We start from the raw sequence: 16,461 nt of genomic DNA on the forward strand, positions 1-16,461 counted from the left end.
CGCTCCATGACCGAATACACCCGACGCCAGGTCCTGCGGACCGCCGGCGCCGCGGCCGGCACCGCTGTCGTCGCCGGCACCTTGACCGATCCGCTCGCCGCCATCGCCGCCCCCGAACCGGTCGGCAGCGACACCAATCCGCTGCAGCTCTGGTACACCCAGCCCGCCACCGAGTGGCTTCAGGCGCTTGCCGTCGGCAACGGCCGGCTCGGGGCGATGGTGTACGGCGGGATCGCGACCGAACAGCTCCAGCTCAACGAGGACTCGATCTGGGCCGGCGGTCCACACCAGTACGACGACCCGGCCGGCCGCGAGGCGCTGCCGGAGATCCGGCGACTGATCGTCGAGGAGGACTACCTCGCCGCGCAGATGCTGGCCGATGAGAAGTTCATGGGCCGCCCGACCGAGCAGATGCAGTACCAACCGGTCGGCGACCTGACGCTCAGGTTTCCCGGCATCACCGAGGCCGGCGTCACGTCGTACCGGCGCGAGCTTGATCTGACCACGGCGATCACCTCGGTGAGCTATGTCGCCGACGGTGTCCGCTACACGCGTGAGGTGTTCGTCAGCCATCCGGACCAGGTGCTGGTGATGCGGCTGACCGCGGACCGCGCCGGTGCGCTGTCCTTCGACGCGACGTTCACGACACCGCAGGCGGCCACGGTCGATCGGTACGACGACCGGACGCTGGCGCTGAACGGGATCAGCGGGGACGCCGAAGGGCTCAAGGGGTCGGTGAAGTTCTGCGCACTGGCCCGGGCGTTCGCCGAGGGCGGGACCACGAACGTTGCTGACGGAAAGCTGACGGTCGCCGGTGCCGACGCGGTCATGCTGGTGCTGTCGATCGGGTCCAGCTACCGCAACTACCTCGACGTCAGCGCCGACCAGGTGGCGAAGGCGACGACGCATCTGCCGGCCGAGCGTCCGGCGTACGGACGCCTGCGGCAGACACACATCGAGGACTACCGGCGGCTGTTCGGCCGGCTCGACATCGATCTCGGTACGTCGGACTCGATCGCACTGCCGACCGACCAGCGGGTGATCGCGTTCCGCAACGGCGGCGATCCGCAGCTGGCCGCGCTCTACTACCAGTTCGGGCGGTACCTGCTGATCTCGAGCTCACGCAGCCCGGGGCAGCCGGCCAACCTGCAGGGCATCTGGAGCTACAAGATGCTGCCGGAGTGGCAGTCGAAGTTCACCCTGAACATCAACGCCGAGATGAACTACTGGCCCGCGGGTCCGGCCAACCTCGCGGAGTGCTGGGACCCGATGTTCCAGATGATCGCCGAGCTGGCCGAGTCCGGCGCACGGACTGCTGAGGTGATGTACGACGCTCCTGGGTGGGTCGCGCATCACAACACCGACGGGTGGCGGGGTTCGGCTCCGGTGGACTTCGCGTTCTACGGGGTCTGGCCGACCGGTGGTGCCTGGTTGTCGCTGCTGTTCTGGGAGCGGTACGAGTACACGGGCGACCTCGCGACGTTGCAGAAGTACTACCCGGTGCTGCGTGGATCGGTGGAGTTCTTCCTCGACCAGCTGCAGACGGATGCGAAGACGGGCTATCTGGTGACCAGCCCGTCCCACTCGCCCGAGCTCAAGCACCACGACTACGACAACGAAGGTGTCAGCATCTGTGCCGGTCCGACGATGGACAGCGAGATCCTGCACGACCTGTTCAAGGTCTTCGGCCAGGCGGCTGCCCTGCTGGGTCAGGACTCCGCGATGGCCGCGCAGGTCGCCGAGGCGCGGTCCCGGCTGGCGCCGATCCAGATCGGGTACCTCGGCCAGGTCCAGGAGTGGCTGATCGACTGGGAAGAGGCCGCGATGGAGACGAGCCGCCATGTCTCCCATCTGTGGGCACTCTTCCCGAGCGACCAGATCACTCCCCGCCGTACGCCGGAACTCGCCGACGCGGCCCGGAAGTCACTGGAACTGCGTGGCCCGGCAGTGACTGCCGGATGGTCGCTCGCCTGGAAGCTGAACATGCGGGCGCGGCTGCTCGAGCCGGACAACGCGTACAAGCACCTGACCCAACTGCTCGCTCCCGGCCGGACGGCGCCGAACCTGTTCGACCTGCATCCGCCGTTCCAGATCGACGGGAACTTCGGCGGCGTCTCCGGGATCACCGAGATGATCATGCAGAGCCATTCCGGCGAGGTCGCGCTGCTGCCCTGCGTCCCGGCTGCGTTCCCCACCGGCAGGATCAGCGGCCTCCGCGCCCGCGGTGGCTTCGACCTCGAGCTCACCTGGTCCGAAGGCAAGCTGACCCGAGCCCGCATCCGCTCCTTGCTCGGCAACCGCCTGAAGCTCCGCACGGGCCTCAAGGTCGACGTGAAGTCCAGCGCCGGCCCAGTCGCCTTCGCCCGCCCGGAAGAAGGCGTCGTCGAATTCCGCACCCGCCCAGGCGTCGACTACTTCATCGAGCCTCGCCCATGACCGTGCTCGGCCCACTGGGGCTGGGCACCGCACCACTCGCCGGAGGTGAAGCGGGCGCTGCTCAGGCTGCTCTTGAGACGGCTTTGGCGGCGGGGATCGACTACTTCGACACGGCTCCGCTGTATGGAGCGGGTTCGGCTGAGCGGCGACTCGGTTCCGCGTTGGCTGGGGTGGACCGGGCGTCGTACAAGGTCTCTACGAAGGCTGGGCGGCGGGTTGTCGGTGACGGGGTCGAGTACGACTTCAGCGCGGACGGGATTGCCCGGTCGGTCGAGGACAGTCTGACGCGGCTCGGGCTGGATCGGGTCGACATCGTGCATCTGCACGACCCGGACAACCACGTGCGGCAGGCGCTGGACGAGGCGTACCCGGTGCTCGACGACCTGCGCCGCCAAGGCGTGATCGGCGCGATCGGGATCGGGGTGAACAGTCCAGAGATCCCGGCCCGGTTCGTCCGCGAGACCGACCTCGACGTCGTCCTGATCGCCGGCCGCTACACCCTGCTCGACCGGTCGGCCGCCGACGACCTGCTCCCCGCAGCGGCCGACCGCGAGGTCGCGGTGATCGCCGGCGGCGTCTTCAACTCCGGCATCCTCGCCGGCGGTTCGACGTACGACTACCGTCCTGCGTCGCCCGAGATCGTCAGCCGCGTCGAGCAGTTGGCCAAGGTGTGCACGTCGTACGACGTCTCGCTGAAGGCGGCCGCGATGCGCTTCCCCACCACTCATCCCGCGGTGACGACAGTCCTGATCGGCTGCGCCACCGCCGCCGAGGTCCGCGAGAACGTCGAGCTCTGGCGGCAGCCACTGCCCGCCGAGTTGTGGACAGCTCTCGACTCCTAGCAACACATACCGCCCCGAAAGGTTGCACCACCATGCCTGTACGTCGATGGTCCCTGCCCTTACTCGTCACACTCCTCGCCACCAGCGCCGGGTCGCTGGCCGCGGCCGGTCCACCCGCCCAACCCGCCGACCAGCTCACCACCGCGTGGCACGACGGCGCGCTCCGGACCGACCCGGCCGGGCTCGTCTCGCGGTCCGACCTGGTCCAGGAGGGCCCGGCCTGGCGTGCGTACCAGGCGATGCCGCTCGGCAACGGCGTCCTCGGTGCCGCGGTCTGGGCAGAGAAGGGCTTCAGTGCCCAACTCAACCGTGTCGACACCTTCCCCGAACTCAAGTCCGCCGGGCGCCTCGTCGTACCCGGCCTCCAGCCGCTGATGCGCGCTGCCGACTACACCGGCCGGCTCGCGATGTACGACGGCCAGCTCGTCCAGCGTGGTGGTGGCATGTCGGCCCGCTCGTACGTGCGGGCCGACGCGGACCAGTTCGTCCTGGAGGTCACCGGCGCCGATCCCGGCAAGACGCAGACCGCGGACCTCAAGCTGTGGGAGGGCCGTACGCCGACTGCCAACGCCACCGGCGCGGTCGCCTCGCTCGCCGAGACCTTCCGCGACGCTGCCTCGGGCAGCCTGACCGGCGCTGTCGCCGCATTGACCGCCGGCGCCCGCGATGTCTCGGCATCCGTGGTCGACCCGCTGACTGTCCGCATCACCTTCCGCCCGAATGCGGACGGCTCGTTCCGGCTGGTTGTCGGCGTTCCGTCGTACACGGGTGGCGACGTCGCGACGGCCGCGCGTCGTGCAGTCACTGAGTCGAAGAGCAAGCACCTCGACTGGTGGCACGCGTTCTGGGCGAAGGCCGCGCCGATGCGGATCACCTCGAATGACGGCACCGGCGAGTACGTCGAGACCGTCCGGACGCTCCAGCTCTACACGATGGCCGCGTCGATGCGGTCGCCGGTGCCCAGTACGCACGGCGCGGTCATCCGGATGTTCTCGTCGGCCAAGGACCAGGCTGACTGGGCGCAGGACTCGTACTGGCACTTCAACCTGCGGATGATCATCTCGACCAACCTGGGTGCCGGCATCGGAGAGTTCAACTCGCCGTACTTCCGCTTCTACCTCGACCGCGCCGACCTGATGAAGAAGTGGACGCACGACCACTGGTTCAACGCCCAGGGGACGTGTGTGCCGGAGTTCCTGCGGTACGACGGTACTGGCGACGGCTGCGACAACATGTCCGAGCCCGGTTGGGTGAAGCGCATCCTCAGCAGTGGACCGGAGTTGGTGAACAACATCTGGTGGCAGTACCGCTACACCGGCGACCGGAATCTCCTGGATCGTGCCTACCCGCTGATTCGCGACATCGCGGAGTTCCATCTGGCCGCGCTGACACCTGGCGAGGACGGGTACCTGCATCTGGAGCACGTGAACGCGCTCGAGGTGCAGTGGGACACCAATGACCCCGCACCCGACCTGGCCGCGATGCGGGTGATCTTCCCGATCGTCGCGGACCTGGCGTCGGCGCGGGGAGATTCTGCGCTCGCCGAGCGACTGAGGGTTGCTGTTGGGAAGCTTCCGCCGTTCCGGACTGTGCAGCGGGGTGGTGAGGAGGTGCTGGCGTGGTCCGGCACCGACGAAGAGGCGCACAACACGCAGAACCCGGAGATGGAGGTGCTCTGGCCGTGGGGGCTCTTCGACGAGACCTCCGAGCTGATGCAGGCGACGTACCGGCAACGGGTCTACCCGCAGGACAAGGACTGGGGTATGGACACCACGTGGGCCGCGCGCCTCGGCCAGGCCGACGAGGTGAAGCGGCTGATGCTGAAGGGGATCCAGGACTTCCAGATCTTCCCGAACGGCTTCACCGTGCACCGCACTGGCCGTGAGCCTGTCCGGCAGGGGAGCTTCTACAACGAGTGGGGCGGCGTCCTGACGACCGGTCTGCAGGAGGCGCTCGTCCAGTCGTACGACGGGATCGTGCAGGTCGCACCGGCTTGGCCAAGCGAGTGGGATGTTGCTGGGTCTGTGGAGATCGAAGGTGGTCACCGGATCAGCACTGAGGTCCGTGACGGCGTACCGAGCCTGATCGGCATCCAGGCGGGCAGCCGCGAGTCTCTGCGTGTCCGCAACCCGTGGCCGGGCCAGCAGGTGCGCGTGATCGACTCGCGCGGCCGGACTGTCGTCGGACCCGTTGGCGATGATGTCCTGACGGTGCCTGTGCTGGCCAACCAGTCTTATGTTGTCGAACGCGTCGCCGTACCGCTGTCGTCCTTCAAGCACGTGCGACTGACCGGACAGCCCGCGTCTGCGGTCAAGACGGTCGGCACGCGCATGCTCGGCGTACCCAAGAGTGAGCCGCCGATGCTGAGCGATCTGGTCACCGTACGCACCCCGGACAAGCTGTCGAACCTCGTGAAGGCACAGCCCGGCGCAGAGATCTACGTGGATCGCAGCTACAAGATCACCGACCTCCCGGCGGAGTTGACCGGACAGGCGATGGTCCCAGGCTCCAACGACGACTCGAAGGCAACCGCACCAGCCGACTACCTGACCCTTAACCTCACAGGCCCGGCAACGGTGTACGTCGCCTACGACCCCCGAGGCGAGAACGATTGGTGGCCGGCTTGGCTCAACACCTTCACCAAGACAGGCGAGACCGTAGGCACCACGGACCAACGCCTGATCCTCTTCAAGCGTGAGGTACCAGCGGGGCAGCTCGCGTTGGGCCCGAACTCGGGCATCGAAGGCAAGGGGAACTCCAGCTATATAACCTTCGTTACTCCTCGCTGACATGTTCAACCACGAACCCGACGACTACGACTGCCCGTTCTGCCTGGTTGCGGCTGGCGGTGAGAACGCCTTCACCGGGCAACAGGACATCGTGCTGCGGCTGCGGGAGTACTTCGCCGGGGCCTAGCTGGCTCGGCTACGAGGATTCGGGGATGCTGCCCGGCGACAGCGACGTCGTACACGTCGTGGATCCGCCAGGCAGTGTCCCCGATCATCCTTGCCGCCTGTTCGTGGTTGAGGATCGCGACGACGAGCCCGTCCGGTTTCAGAACCCGGCGCCATTGGTTCAGGTACGGCGCGAGGTCGCCGATGCCGAGGCGGACGTCCCAGGGCGGGTTGGTCACGATGCGATCGAACTGACCGGCTAGAGCTCGTGCGTTGCCGGTGCGCCAGTGGATGGGCGCGTGGTCGGCGGTGTTCGCGCGGGCGGCCGCGATCGTCGCCTTGTCAATTCCCAGATAGGTCGCACTGGGTGCGATGGCCTGCGCCTCGAGCAGGAGCGTTCCCGCGCCGCAGAAGGGGTCTACCACTCGATGCCCCTCGCCGATGTTCGCGATCCTCGCCATTGCGGCGGCGACTGGTGGGTGCAGGCTGCCAGTGACCGTGTGCCGGCGGTACTCGCGCCGATGGAGGGGTACGTCGAACGGCCGGACGCCGACCCACATCGTCGTACCGTCGAGCACGACCCGCCAGTCGACCCGCTCGGTCGGCGGAGCTGTGCCGTTCCGGCGCGAGTGATACCTGGAGCCGGCGAGCCTCTGCACGGCTTCACCGACGAGGTCTTCGACGTCGAACCGATTGTAGTTGCGGGTTCCCTGGAATGACGCGCTCACCGCGAGACGGCCAGGTGGGCAGCCGCGCAGGTCAAGGCTGTTCACGGCTGCGGTCAACGCCGCTCTGGTGCGGCCTGGGTCGGTGACGGCGGCCTGGACGATGAAGAGATCGTCGGCGAGGCGTGGTGGGTTGGTGACGATCGTCGCGGAGGTGGGTTCGACGATGAGTTGACGTTTGGACAGGTCGATCACGCGGTGATTCGCCGCGGTCAGCTCGGCAGCGGCCAGGCGCTCCAAGCCGGTGACGGTTCGCACCAGCACCATCGGCTGCTCACCGATGCACAGGGCTCGGGTGATCGACTCTGCCGCGCCAAGGCGCGCAGAGGGCATGACAATGTCTCCCGGTCAGCGGTCGGGAGCGGCCAATCGGTCCGCTCCCGCATCGCCGGCCGCGGGCAGAGCCTCGAACTGGCCAGCGGGAGGCTAGCCCAGTCGGAAGAAGAAGCTTGTCATGGCGCCGATGATGGCACAGCCGCGTCGCCCTGCCCACCGAATTCCCGGAAGGTCAGCGTGAAGGTGCGCTCGGCAACTTCCAGCGTGTGCTGTGCAGTCGCCGCCGGACCACACGACGCGCTACCGAGCCCGTTCTGGGCCAGGTCCAGGTTGACGAAGACGTGCTCGCGCGGCGTGAGGTCGGACCGGTGACGAGCACGCTCCAGATCCTCGGTGGTCCATCGCCGGGCGGTCAGCTGGAAGTACGGCGCTCCTTCCACCCGCAACCCGTTGCCATCGGCATCCGTCAGCTCAGCCCAGCGCACGTCGATCCGCGATCCGTTCTCCTGCGGTACGACGTACGGCGTCTGGAACTCGTCCACCGTGCACTCGTAGCGCCCGACCCGAGCAGCCTCTCGACTGTCGGCGTACGCCTCCCCTGGACCGCCACCGAACCACCGGACCTTGCCGAAGCTGGCCGGCAGCGCCATCCGCACACCGAGACGCGGCCAACTCCCGCAGCGCGGTGTGATCGCGGACCCCTCCCACTCCCCCTCGGGCACCACATCCACGGTCAGCTGCAACCCATCTCCGAGAGCTCGCCACCGGTACGACACCCGCACGCCCAGGCCGAGCCCGTTCGGCGCGACCCGCCCGCGGACCACCAACTCCTGGTCCTCGACGACAACCTCATCTACCCGGTGCTCGAGTCGATCGAGTCCAGCGGCCCGCCACTCGACGGCGACCGAGTTGTTCCCACCCTGCCCGTTGTCGTTGTCAGTAGGCGCCCGCCACAAGTCAAGCCGCGGCCCCTTCACCGGCACCCCGAACAGCCGAACCAGCCGCCCCGACCGCGCGTCGAACTCCCCACCCCCAAAGACAACCTTGCCGTCCACCGGCCGCAGCCGCTCGTCCCCGCCCTTCACCGGTTCTTCGGCCGGCGCACTCGGCAGTGGGAACTGCGTCCACGCGACCTCGTGCCCGGCAGCGGCCCACGGCTCGTCCTTGGCCAACACAGCACGAACCGTCATCCACCGCTCCCCCAGATCGGGCCGAGCCTCCACCTGCACGGGCATGCCCACCTCAACCGCCGCGCCCGCCTCGACTGCAGGAACCTCCAACCTTCCGGCAGCGACCTCGACCCCGTCGACCTCCTCCACCCAAAGGAAGTCCAGGTGATCCAGCGTCGCGAAGGTCTGCAGGTTGTGGATGGTCAGGGGCTCGGGCCCGGTGATGCGCACCGGCTCGATCACCTTCTTGAGCTCGAGCAACCCCGGCGATGGCGTCCGATCCGGAAGCATCAACCCGTCGATGCAGAAGTTGGCTCCATGGACACGTTCGCCGAAGTCGCCGCCGTACACGTAGTCGGTTGCGCCCGGCAACAGCAACCCATGATCGATCCACTCCCAGACGAACCCACCCTGCAGCCGCGGATACCGTTCCATCACCCGCTGATAGTCCGTCAGCCCACCAGGGCCGTTGCCCATGGCATGCGCATACTCGGCGAGGACGAACGGCAACCCCCGACGACGCGCCTCCAGCGCAGGATCGTCAATGGACACGTCCTCGGTGCGCGTCCCGATGCGTTCCAGCTCGTCCAGCGGCGTATACATCAAGCTGTAGAAGTCGGAGAACTCGTAACTGCGGTCCCGCTCGTAGAACAGCGCCCGGCCCGGATCGCGCTCCCGCGTCCACTCCGCCAGGACCCCGAAGTTGCGGCCGCGGTGGCTCTCGTTCGCCAACGACCAGATGATCACACTCGGGTGGTTCTTGTCGCGTTCGACCATCCGGCGCATCCGGTCGAGCATCATCGGCGCCCAGTCCGGATCGTCGGCCGGATTCCCGCGCCAGTCGGGGTAGATGAACCCGTGCGTCTCGATGTCGCACTCGTCGATCACCCACAACCCGAGCTCGTCACACAGGTCGAGGAACGCGGGATGCGGCGGGTAATGCGCCGTCCGGACCGCGTTGAGGTTGTGTTGCTTCATCAGCACCAGGTCCTGGCGCATGGTCTCGACACTGACCGCACGCCCGCGGCGAGGATCATGTTCGTGCCGGTTCACGCCACGGAAGAACAGCGGTCGCCCGTTCACCGTCAGCAGCCCGTCGACCATCGCGACCGTGCGGAACCCGATCCGCACCTCGACCGTCTCCCCGCCGGCCTCGACGTGAGCGTCGTACAACCGAGGAATCTCGGCCGACCACGGCTCCACGCTCGGGATGCTCACGGTCTCCCCCGGCGCCAACTCCAGCCCGAGCTCGGGAACGAGGATCCGGGCGTACGACGGATCGACGTCGACCCGCAAGGTCCCACCGCCGGTGACATGGTCGTAGTCCGCATGCACGAACACATCCTCGACCAGCGGCCGGGCCAAGAGCGTCACGTCCCGGAAGATCCCCGGCAACCACCACATGTCCTGGTCCTCGAGGTAACTCCCCGACGACCACTGATGCACTCTGACCGCGATGAGGTTCCGGCCCGGCCTCAGCAGCGACCCGACCTCGAACTCACTCGGCAGCCGGCTCCCCTTCGCCGTCCCGATCTCGACACCGTTCACCCACACCTTGAAACACGAGTCGACCCCTTCGAACCGCAGGACGGCGCCGTCCCGCGGCCAGTCGTCCGGCAGGTCGAACCACCGCCGGTGATCCCCGGTCGGGTTGGCGTCCGGTGCGCGCGGCGGGTCGATCGGGAAAGGGAACGCGGTATTCGTGTACCGCGGCCGGTCGTACCCCTGCAGCACCCAGTGCCCCGGCACCTCCAACTCGTCCCAACCGTCGTCACCCGCGATCGGATCCACCGGTGCCTCGGGCCAGAACTTGAACTGCCAACGCCCGTTCAGACTGAGCTTCGGCCGCGACGACCTGAGCCATGCCCGTGGCGTGCGCATCCCGGTCCCCGGCACGAGATCCTCGAAGTACGACGTCATGCCCGCTCCTCCCTCACCACGCGCACATCACGAGGCGCAAGCTCAAGCCGATCGACCGTCAGGCCCTTCGGCGGTTCGACGGATACCGGCGAGCCGGACCAGTTGTGGATGAACCACAGCCGCTCACCCGCAGGGTTCACCGCCGACACAGCCGTCACCGAGGCAGGGAGACCGGGCCACACGCTGTCCACCGCACGGGTGAAGACCGAGCGAGCGAGTGCATTGTCCGGAACGGTCCCGACCACCGTCACCCTGCCCGCCCCGAATTCCTTACTGGTGACGACCGGCCGTCGCCCGCCGCCGGGATGCTCGAACGCGGCCAGCACCTCCGCGTCGTCCACGATCAACCTCTCGGCCCACCGGGTCGCGTGTCCGTCCAGGCCGGCCACGGGCTGCGGGTCCAGCAGGTTCTCGTACTCCAGGTAGTGAACGCCCGCCGCCGCACGCAACCGCGCCGGCGCAACCTCCGCCCGCGCCCGCGCCTCCGGATCGGCGTACGCGGTCCGCGGTCCGATCACCAAGTGACCGCCGGCCTGCGCGTAGCCGACCAACAGATCCAGCACCGCGTCGGACGCGATGTACAGCGCGGGCACCACCAACGCCGGATACCGCGACACCAACTCGACCGGATCGTCTCCAAGACGCTCGACGGGCACGATGCCTGGCCGCAGCCCGGCGACGAGCACGCCGGTGTAGAACGCGGTGACGATCGTCCGGTACGACGACTTGTCCGGCGCACCACCCGGATGCGCCAGCGGCGGCTGGAACTGCAACGCCCAATCGCTCTCCGTCGACCACACGATCGCCACATCGACATCCGGCCGTAGCTCAGCCACCGACTCCCCGGCCTGCGCGAACTCGGCTCCGATCGCCGCGATCTCGTCGTACACCCGTCCCGGCTGCAGGCCGTGGCCGAGGATTCCGCCCCAGAACGTCTCCGCGCCGTGATGGATCGAGTGCCAGTGCCAGTACTGCACCATCCGCGCGCCGCGCGACACCATCGCCCAGGCGAGTTGCCGGAGCTGGCCGTCGTACGGCGGATGGTTCAGCTGCGAGCCGCCGATCGAGGTCGCGTTCGTCTCGGTGATCAGGAACGGTTCACCACGCGAGCCGTAGACGCGGTCGGCCGCGAGGTACAGCTCGGCGACGCTGCGTCCGATCCAGCCGGGCTCGAACCGCGGCGGTTGCGCCGGCCGCTCCAACCCGTCCTGGACGTGCACGTAAAGGTTGCCCGCCGCAACATCCAGCGTCGACGACAGCGGTACGTCGGCCACCGCGGCCCGGTCGTAGGCCAGACACGTTGTCACGAACTGCTCCGGCCGCCGCAGCTCGCGAACCAGCTCAGCCTGCCAGCGGATGAACTCGGTCGTCCGCGAGGCCTGGAACCGTCGCCAGGCCAGGTCGTACGACGGTGTGCTGTTCCCATCCGGTCGCCACAGGTCCGACCAGTCGCTCAACCGGTGCGACCAGTACGTCAGTCCCCACGCCTCGTTGAGTGTGTCGACGTCCCCGTACGTCTCCCGCAGCCGCGCGACGAACGTCTGGAACGCACTCTCGTTGTGCGGCAGCAACAAACCGGGCTCATTGTCGACTTGATAGCCGATCACGGCCGGGTGGTCGCGATGGTGCTCGACGATCCGCCGGATCACCCGCTCGGCGTGGAACAGGAACGCCGGCTGGTGATAGTCCACCTCCTGCCGCACACCCCATGGCACCCGCTCCCCGGTACGACGCTCGGCCGCGATCTCCGGGTGCGCCCGCTGCAGCCATGGCGGCACGGCGTACGTCGGAGTCCCCAGGACGACGCCGATCCCGCGATCCGCCGCTCCGTCGAGCACCGGCCGGATCCAGTCGAGCTCGAACACCCCGTCCCGCGGCTCCCACGTCGACCACACGGACTCGCCGACCCGGATGGCGGTGATCCCGGCCGCCACCATCAGATCAAGATCTGTCTCCACCCGATCGCGCAACTCAGCTGGCAGATACTCCGGGTAGTAGGCCGTCCCCAACACAACCCGCGGCGGCAGCATGCGTAGAAGCTAACCGATGTCGCCTCCGAGTGCAATCGTTTGCACGCGGCACTTCAGCACAGAAGGCGGGCGCGGGAGCTGGAGGCGGCGCGGGTGATCGGGGGCGCGCGGGTGACGGGGCGGGCGTGGGTGACGGGGCGGGCGACCGGAGGTCAGGTGGTGCGGATGCGGGCTCGGCGGCGAGCCGGGCCTGTGCTCGCCCGGACGACCAACTCCGGCGAGAGCAGATCCGGCAGCGGCCAGTCGTCGCCGGCCAGACGCGCGGTGAGCTGCTGCCACGCCAGCTCCCCCAGCCGCGCCCGCTCGTTCCGCAACGACGTCAGCGGGGGCCGGGCGTAGGCGGCGATGGGGATGTCGTCGTAGGAGGCGACGGACAACTCGGCCGGGACCTCGACGTCGTTGTCGTGCAGCCAGCTGAGCAGGCCGACGCCGACCAGGTCGTTGAAGGTGATGACGGCGGTCGCGCGACTCCGCAGTACGGTCGGCCCGGCGTCGTACCCGTGGTGCCCGGCCCAGCCGCCCTCGATCTCGTCCAGCGTCACGTCGAGGGCGCGCGCCGTACGGCGCAACGTCCGGCGGCGCTCGCCGTCCGACCACGACGTCGCCGGACCGCCGACGTACAGGACCCTGCGATGGCCTAGACCGGTGAGGTGTTCGAGGAGAATCCGGCTCGCGGCGCGGTAGTCGATCGCCACCACCCCGGCGTTCTTCACCGTCCGGTTGATGCACACGACCGGCACCGGCAGCGCGAGTGCCCTCTCCAGCCCGGCCCGGTTGAGCCGCGAACTGCAGAGCACCAGCGCACCCGAGTGGTCCACCAGCTCCTCGACGAGCCGCAACTCCTCCGCCGGGTCCTCGCCACTCTCGCCGATCAGCAGCCGGTAGCCGCCGGCCCGAGCCGCGGCCGCGAGCCCCTTCAGCACCTCGGAGAAGAACGGGTTGGTCAGGTCCGGCACGGTCACCCCGACCGTCAGCGGCCGGCCCAGCTTGAACTCCTGCGCCCGCTTGTCCGCGCGGTAACCCAGCTCCCCCGCGACGGCTCGCACATGCGCGACCACCTCGGGTGAGATCAGGTCGGAGCCGTTCAGCGCCCGGGACACCGTCGACACCGACGTGCCCGCCTCTCGCGCCACGTCGATCAGCCGAACCCGCTCCGCCACGCTTACCTCTCGCCTTCTGCCGGGCGGGGTTGCCGTCACCCCACCTGGGCGCCTCCGACCCATACATTACGGATCGTCACGTCGTCGGCGTACTGTACGACAGCTTCCGCCGCGACCATGTCGAACCGGCTGTTCGTGACCGCGACGGAACGAATCCGCTGGGTCTCCGCTCCTACCATGCGATACGCCCGCTCGGCCCGTGCAACCCGGACCCGGTCGAACCGGATGTCGCGGACGTCGGGGAACAGCGACTGGTTGCCACCACCCTGGTAGCTGAAGGTGATCTCGAGGGGACGATACATCCAGGCCCGGGAGTCGACGTCGTGCACGTTGATGTTGCGGACGTACCCGCCGCGCGTCGAGGTCGACTTCACACACAGCACCCACTGCATCCAGGCCTCGTCCGCGGCGGGATCGGGCGGCATTGACAGGCGTCGCACCCAGACGTCCTCCACCCCGCCGCTCATCTCGCTGCCGACCGCGACCGCGGCGCCACCGCTGACGAAGGTGCAGTCCTCGACGATGATGCCGCGCGACGGCAGGCCGAGTCTCCGGCCGTCGGCGTCCCGGCCGGACTTGATCGCGATGCAGTCGTCGTGGGTCTTGAACGTGCAACCCCGGATGAGCACGTCGGTGCAGGACTCCGGGTTGCAGCCATCTCCGTTCGGTCCGACGTTGTCGACGGTCACCTCCCGCACAGTGACGTTGCGGCACTCCAGCGGGTGGATCGTCCACATCGGGGAATTGCGCACGGTCACGCCCTCGATCAGCACGTTCGTACAGCGGAACGGCTGGATGAAGCTCGGCCGGAGGTAGTGGCCGGCGCCGAAGACCCGCTGGTCGACCGGGACCTGCTCGTTGTTCATCCGCTCGAGCTCGCCCCAGTCGGCCCGCTGGTTCGGCATCCCGGGCTTCCAGCCGTACTGACCACTGCCGATCCAGTACCACCAGTGCTCGTTGTCGCCGGCGCCGTCGAGCGTTCCCGCACCGGTGATCGCGATGTCGGTCTGGCCCTCGGCGCGGATGAGTGACGAGTAGTTGTAGACCTCAACGCTCTGCCACCGGGTCCGCACGACCGGGTAGTCGGCCGGGTCCGTGCTGAAGCGGAGCGTCGCGCCCTCCTTCAGATGCAGATCGACTCTACTGAGCAGGTTGATTGCTCCGGTGTGCCAGACGCCGGGCGGTACGACGACATGGCCGCCGCCGGACGCGTGACAGGCCTGGATCGCACGGTTGATGCCGGCGGTCGCGTTCTCCGGTGTGGCGCCGTACGCGGTGATCGGGAACCACGCATCCTGGAACCGCGGCGGCCGGATCCTGGACCGCACCGACCACTCGCGGTCATCGGTCGCGGCCGCGGGCAGGTGCGGACCGATGCCTGCGGCAACGACTCCGCCGAGACCGAGTCCGAGGATACGACGACGGCTGGGATGCATGGGCGGGCACCTTCCGTTCGGCTGATCAGGTAAACCTTTGCACGCAAGTATCCAAGAGATTCCGAACCGGTCAAGACTTCGTCGCGTCGAGCCGTTGACACCTCGCACGTCGCCGGGCACGATCGGTTGCAATCGTTTGCATCCGCAGGAGGTCAACCATGTCCGAACAGCTCCGTCGCCGCACCCTGCTCCTCACCAGTGGAGCGCTCGCAGCCGGTGCTGTGCTAGGCGGCGGCACCGCCCCGGCCGCCGCCTTGACCGGACCTGTCGCGGACGCCCGGATCGCCGAGATCCTGCGCCGGATCAGGCCGCCGCGGTTCCCCGACCGCTGGTTCGACATCACCAAGTTCGGTGCGGTCGGCGACGATGCGACCGACTGTACGGCGGCGATCCGGGCCGCGATCGAGGCGTGTCACCGGGCGGGTGGCGGCCATGTCGTCGTACCCGCAGGTGACTTCCGGACTGGCGCCGTACATCTGCTCAGTGATGTCGACCTGCACCTGAAAGCCGGGTCGCGGCTGGCGTTCAGTCAGGACCCGGCCGCGTATCTGCCGGTGGTGGCGACCCGCTACGAAGGCACGGAGTGCTACAACTACTCCCCCTTCGTCTACGCCTATGGGCAGCGCAACATCGCCGTCACTGGGTCGGGCGTCCTCGACGGCCGCGCAGACGCCACGCATTGGTGGGATTGGACCGGCGGCCCGCCGCCGAACGAGGGCCCGGACAAGACCCTGTTGCTGTCGATGGCCCAGGCCGGTGTGCCGGTCGAGCAGCGCGTGTTCGGCGACGGTCACTACCTCCGGCCGAACCTGCTGCAGTTCAACCGCTGCGAGAACATCCTGCTCGACGGCATCACGGTCATGGACTCACCGATGTGGAACATCCACCCGGTGCTGTGCCGCAACGTCACCATCCGAGGTGTGACGGTCGACAGCCCGCACGGCCCGAACAACGACGGCATCGACCCTGAGTCGTGCACCGACGTACTGATCGAGCGCTGCAAGATCTCCACCGGCGACGACTGCATCGCGTTCAAGGCCGGCAAGGACGCGGACGGCCGGCGGGTGAACGTGCCGGCCCGGTACGCCGTCGTCCGCGACTGCGAGATGGCCGACGGGAACGGTGGTGTGACGGCGGGCAGCGAGACCAGCGGTGGGGTGATGGACATTTATGTCCGCGACTGCCGGATGAGCAGCCCACGGCTGGAACGCGCGATCCGGATCAAGAGCAACCCGCAACGCGGCGGCACCATCGCGAATATCGACGTACGCCGGGTGACCGTCGGCCAGGCCGCGGATGCGGTGATCGAGATCGTGCTCAACTACGCGAACGTGATCACCGGCGACTTCCCGCCGGACGTGCATGGCATCACCATCAGCCAGCTGACCGCAGCCGCCGCACCGCGCGCGCTGAACCTCCTGGGCCTGGTCGACGACCCGCTCCGCGACATCCGGCTGCAGGACTGCCGGTTCGACGGGATGGAGGAGGAGAACTCGATCCAGTACGTCGAGGACCTCCGCCTCGACCGGGTCTGGATCAACGGCGTCCGGGTCGACAACTAGCTCAAGGAGAC

General features: G+C 68.2%; 9 protein-coding genes. 4 read left to right on the forward strand and 5 right to left on the reverse strand.

Annotated features, from left to right (window positions below; genetic code table 11):
• Positions 1-6 precede the first annotated feature (6 nt).
• Genes EV652_RS35190 through EV652_RS35200 form a run of 3 tightly spaced genes read left to right on the forward strand, consistent with a single transcriptional unit; the run spans position 7 to position 6,067 of the window.
• Positions 7-2,436, forward strand: a complete 2,430-nt coding sequence (locus tag EV652_RS35190) for a glycoside hydrolase family 95 protein (protein ID WP_132213620.1) — start codon at positions 7-9, stop codon at positions 2,434-2,436.
• Complete coding sequence (locus EV652_RS35195; protein ID WP_132213621.1) at positions 2,433-3,278, forward strand: aldo/keto reductase; 846 nt, start codon at positions 2,433-2,435, stop codon at positions 3,276-3,278. Before EV652_RS35190 ends, EV652_RS35195 begins: the two co-directional genes overlap by 4 nt.
• Before the next feature lie 32 nt (positions 3,279-3,310).
• Complete coding sequence (locus tag EV652_RS35200; protein WP_132213622.1) at positions 3,311-6,067, forward strand: glycosyl hydrolase family 95 catalytic domain-containing protein; 2,757 nt, start codon at positions 3,311-3,313, stop codon at positions 6,065-6,067.
• A 71-nt stretch (positions 6,068-6,138) separates the two neighbouring features.
• On the opposite strand, the gene EV652_RS35210 is transcribed toward EV652_RS35200, so the two are convergent.
• The 5 genes from EV652_RS35210 to EV652_RS35235 all read right to left on the reverse strand — a co-directional run bounded on the left by EV652_RS35210 (position 6,139) and on the right by EV652_RS35235 (position 14,888).
• Positions 6,139-7,230 (reverse strand): TRM11 family SAM-dependent methyltransferase, encoded by a 1,092-nt coding sequence (locus tag EV652_RS35210; RefSeq protein ID WP_132213623.1) that lies wholly within the window; start codon positions 7,228-7,230, stop codon positions 6,139-6,141.
• Positions 7,231-7,349: 119 nt separating this feature from the next.
• On the reverse strand, positions 7,350-10,262 hold the full coding sequence (locus tag EV652_RS35215; RefSeq protein WP_132213624.1) for a glycoside hydrolase family 2 TIM barrel-domain containing protein: 2,913 nt from the start codon (positions 10,260-10,262) through the stop codon (positions 7,350-7,352).
• The gene (locus EV652_RS35220; RefSeq protein WP_132213625.1) at positions 10,259-12,292 is read right to left on the reverse strand and encodes a beta-galactosidase; all 2,034 of its coding nucleotides are present in this window, start codon (positions 12,290-12,292) and stop codon (positions 10,259-10,261) included. The genes EV652_RS35215 and EV652_RS35220 overlap by 4 nt, the downstream gene beginning before the upstream one ends.
• Positions 12,293-12,444: 152 nt before the next feature.
• Positions 12,445-13,452, reverse strand: coding sequence for a LacI family DNA-binding transcriptional regulator (locus tag EV652_RS35230; protein WP_158441410.1), 1,008 nt, complete (start codon positions 13,450-13,452; stop codon positions 12,445-12,447).
• Positions 13,453-13,487: 35 nt separating this feature from the next.
• The gene (locus tag EV652_RS35235; protein WP_132213627.1) at positions 13,488-14,888 is read right to left on the reverse strand and encodes a glycoside hydrolase family 28 protein; all 1,401 of its coding nucleotides are present in this window, start codon (positions 14,886-14,888) and stop codon (positions 13,488-13,490) included.
• 158 nt (positions 14,889-15,046) lie between these two features.
• Here EV652_RS35235 and EV652_RS35240 point away from each other — a divergent pair, with 158 nt between their 5' ends.
• Entirely contained in the window at positions 15,047-16,450 is a 1,404-nt protein-coding gene (locus EV652_RS35240; protein ID WP_132213628.1) for a glycoside hydrolase family 28 protein, read from the forward strand.
• Positions 16,451-16,461 lie beyond the last annotated feature (11 nt).

The organism is Kribbella steppae, assembly GCF_004342025.1.
Taxonomy (GTDB): Bacteria; Actinomycetota; Actinomycetes; order Propionibacteriales; family Kribbellaceae; genus Kribbella; species Kribbella steppae.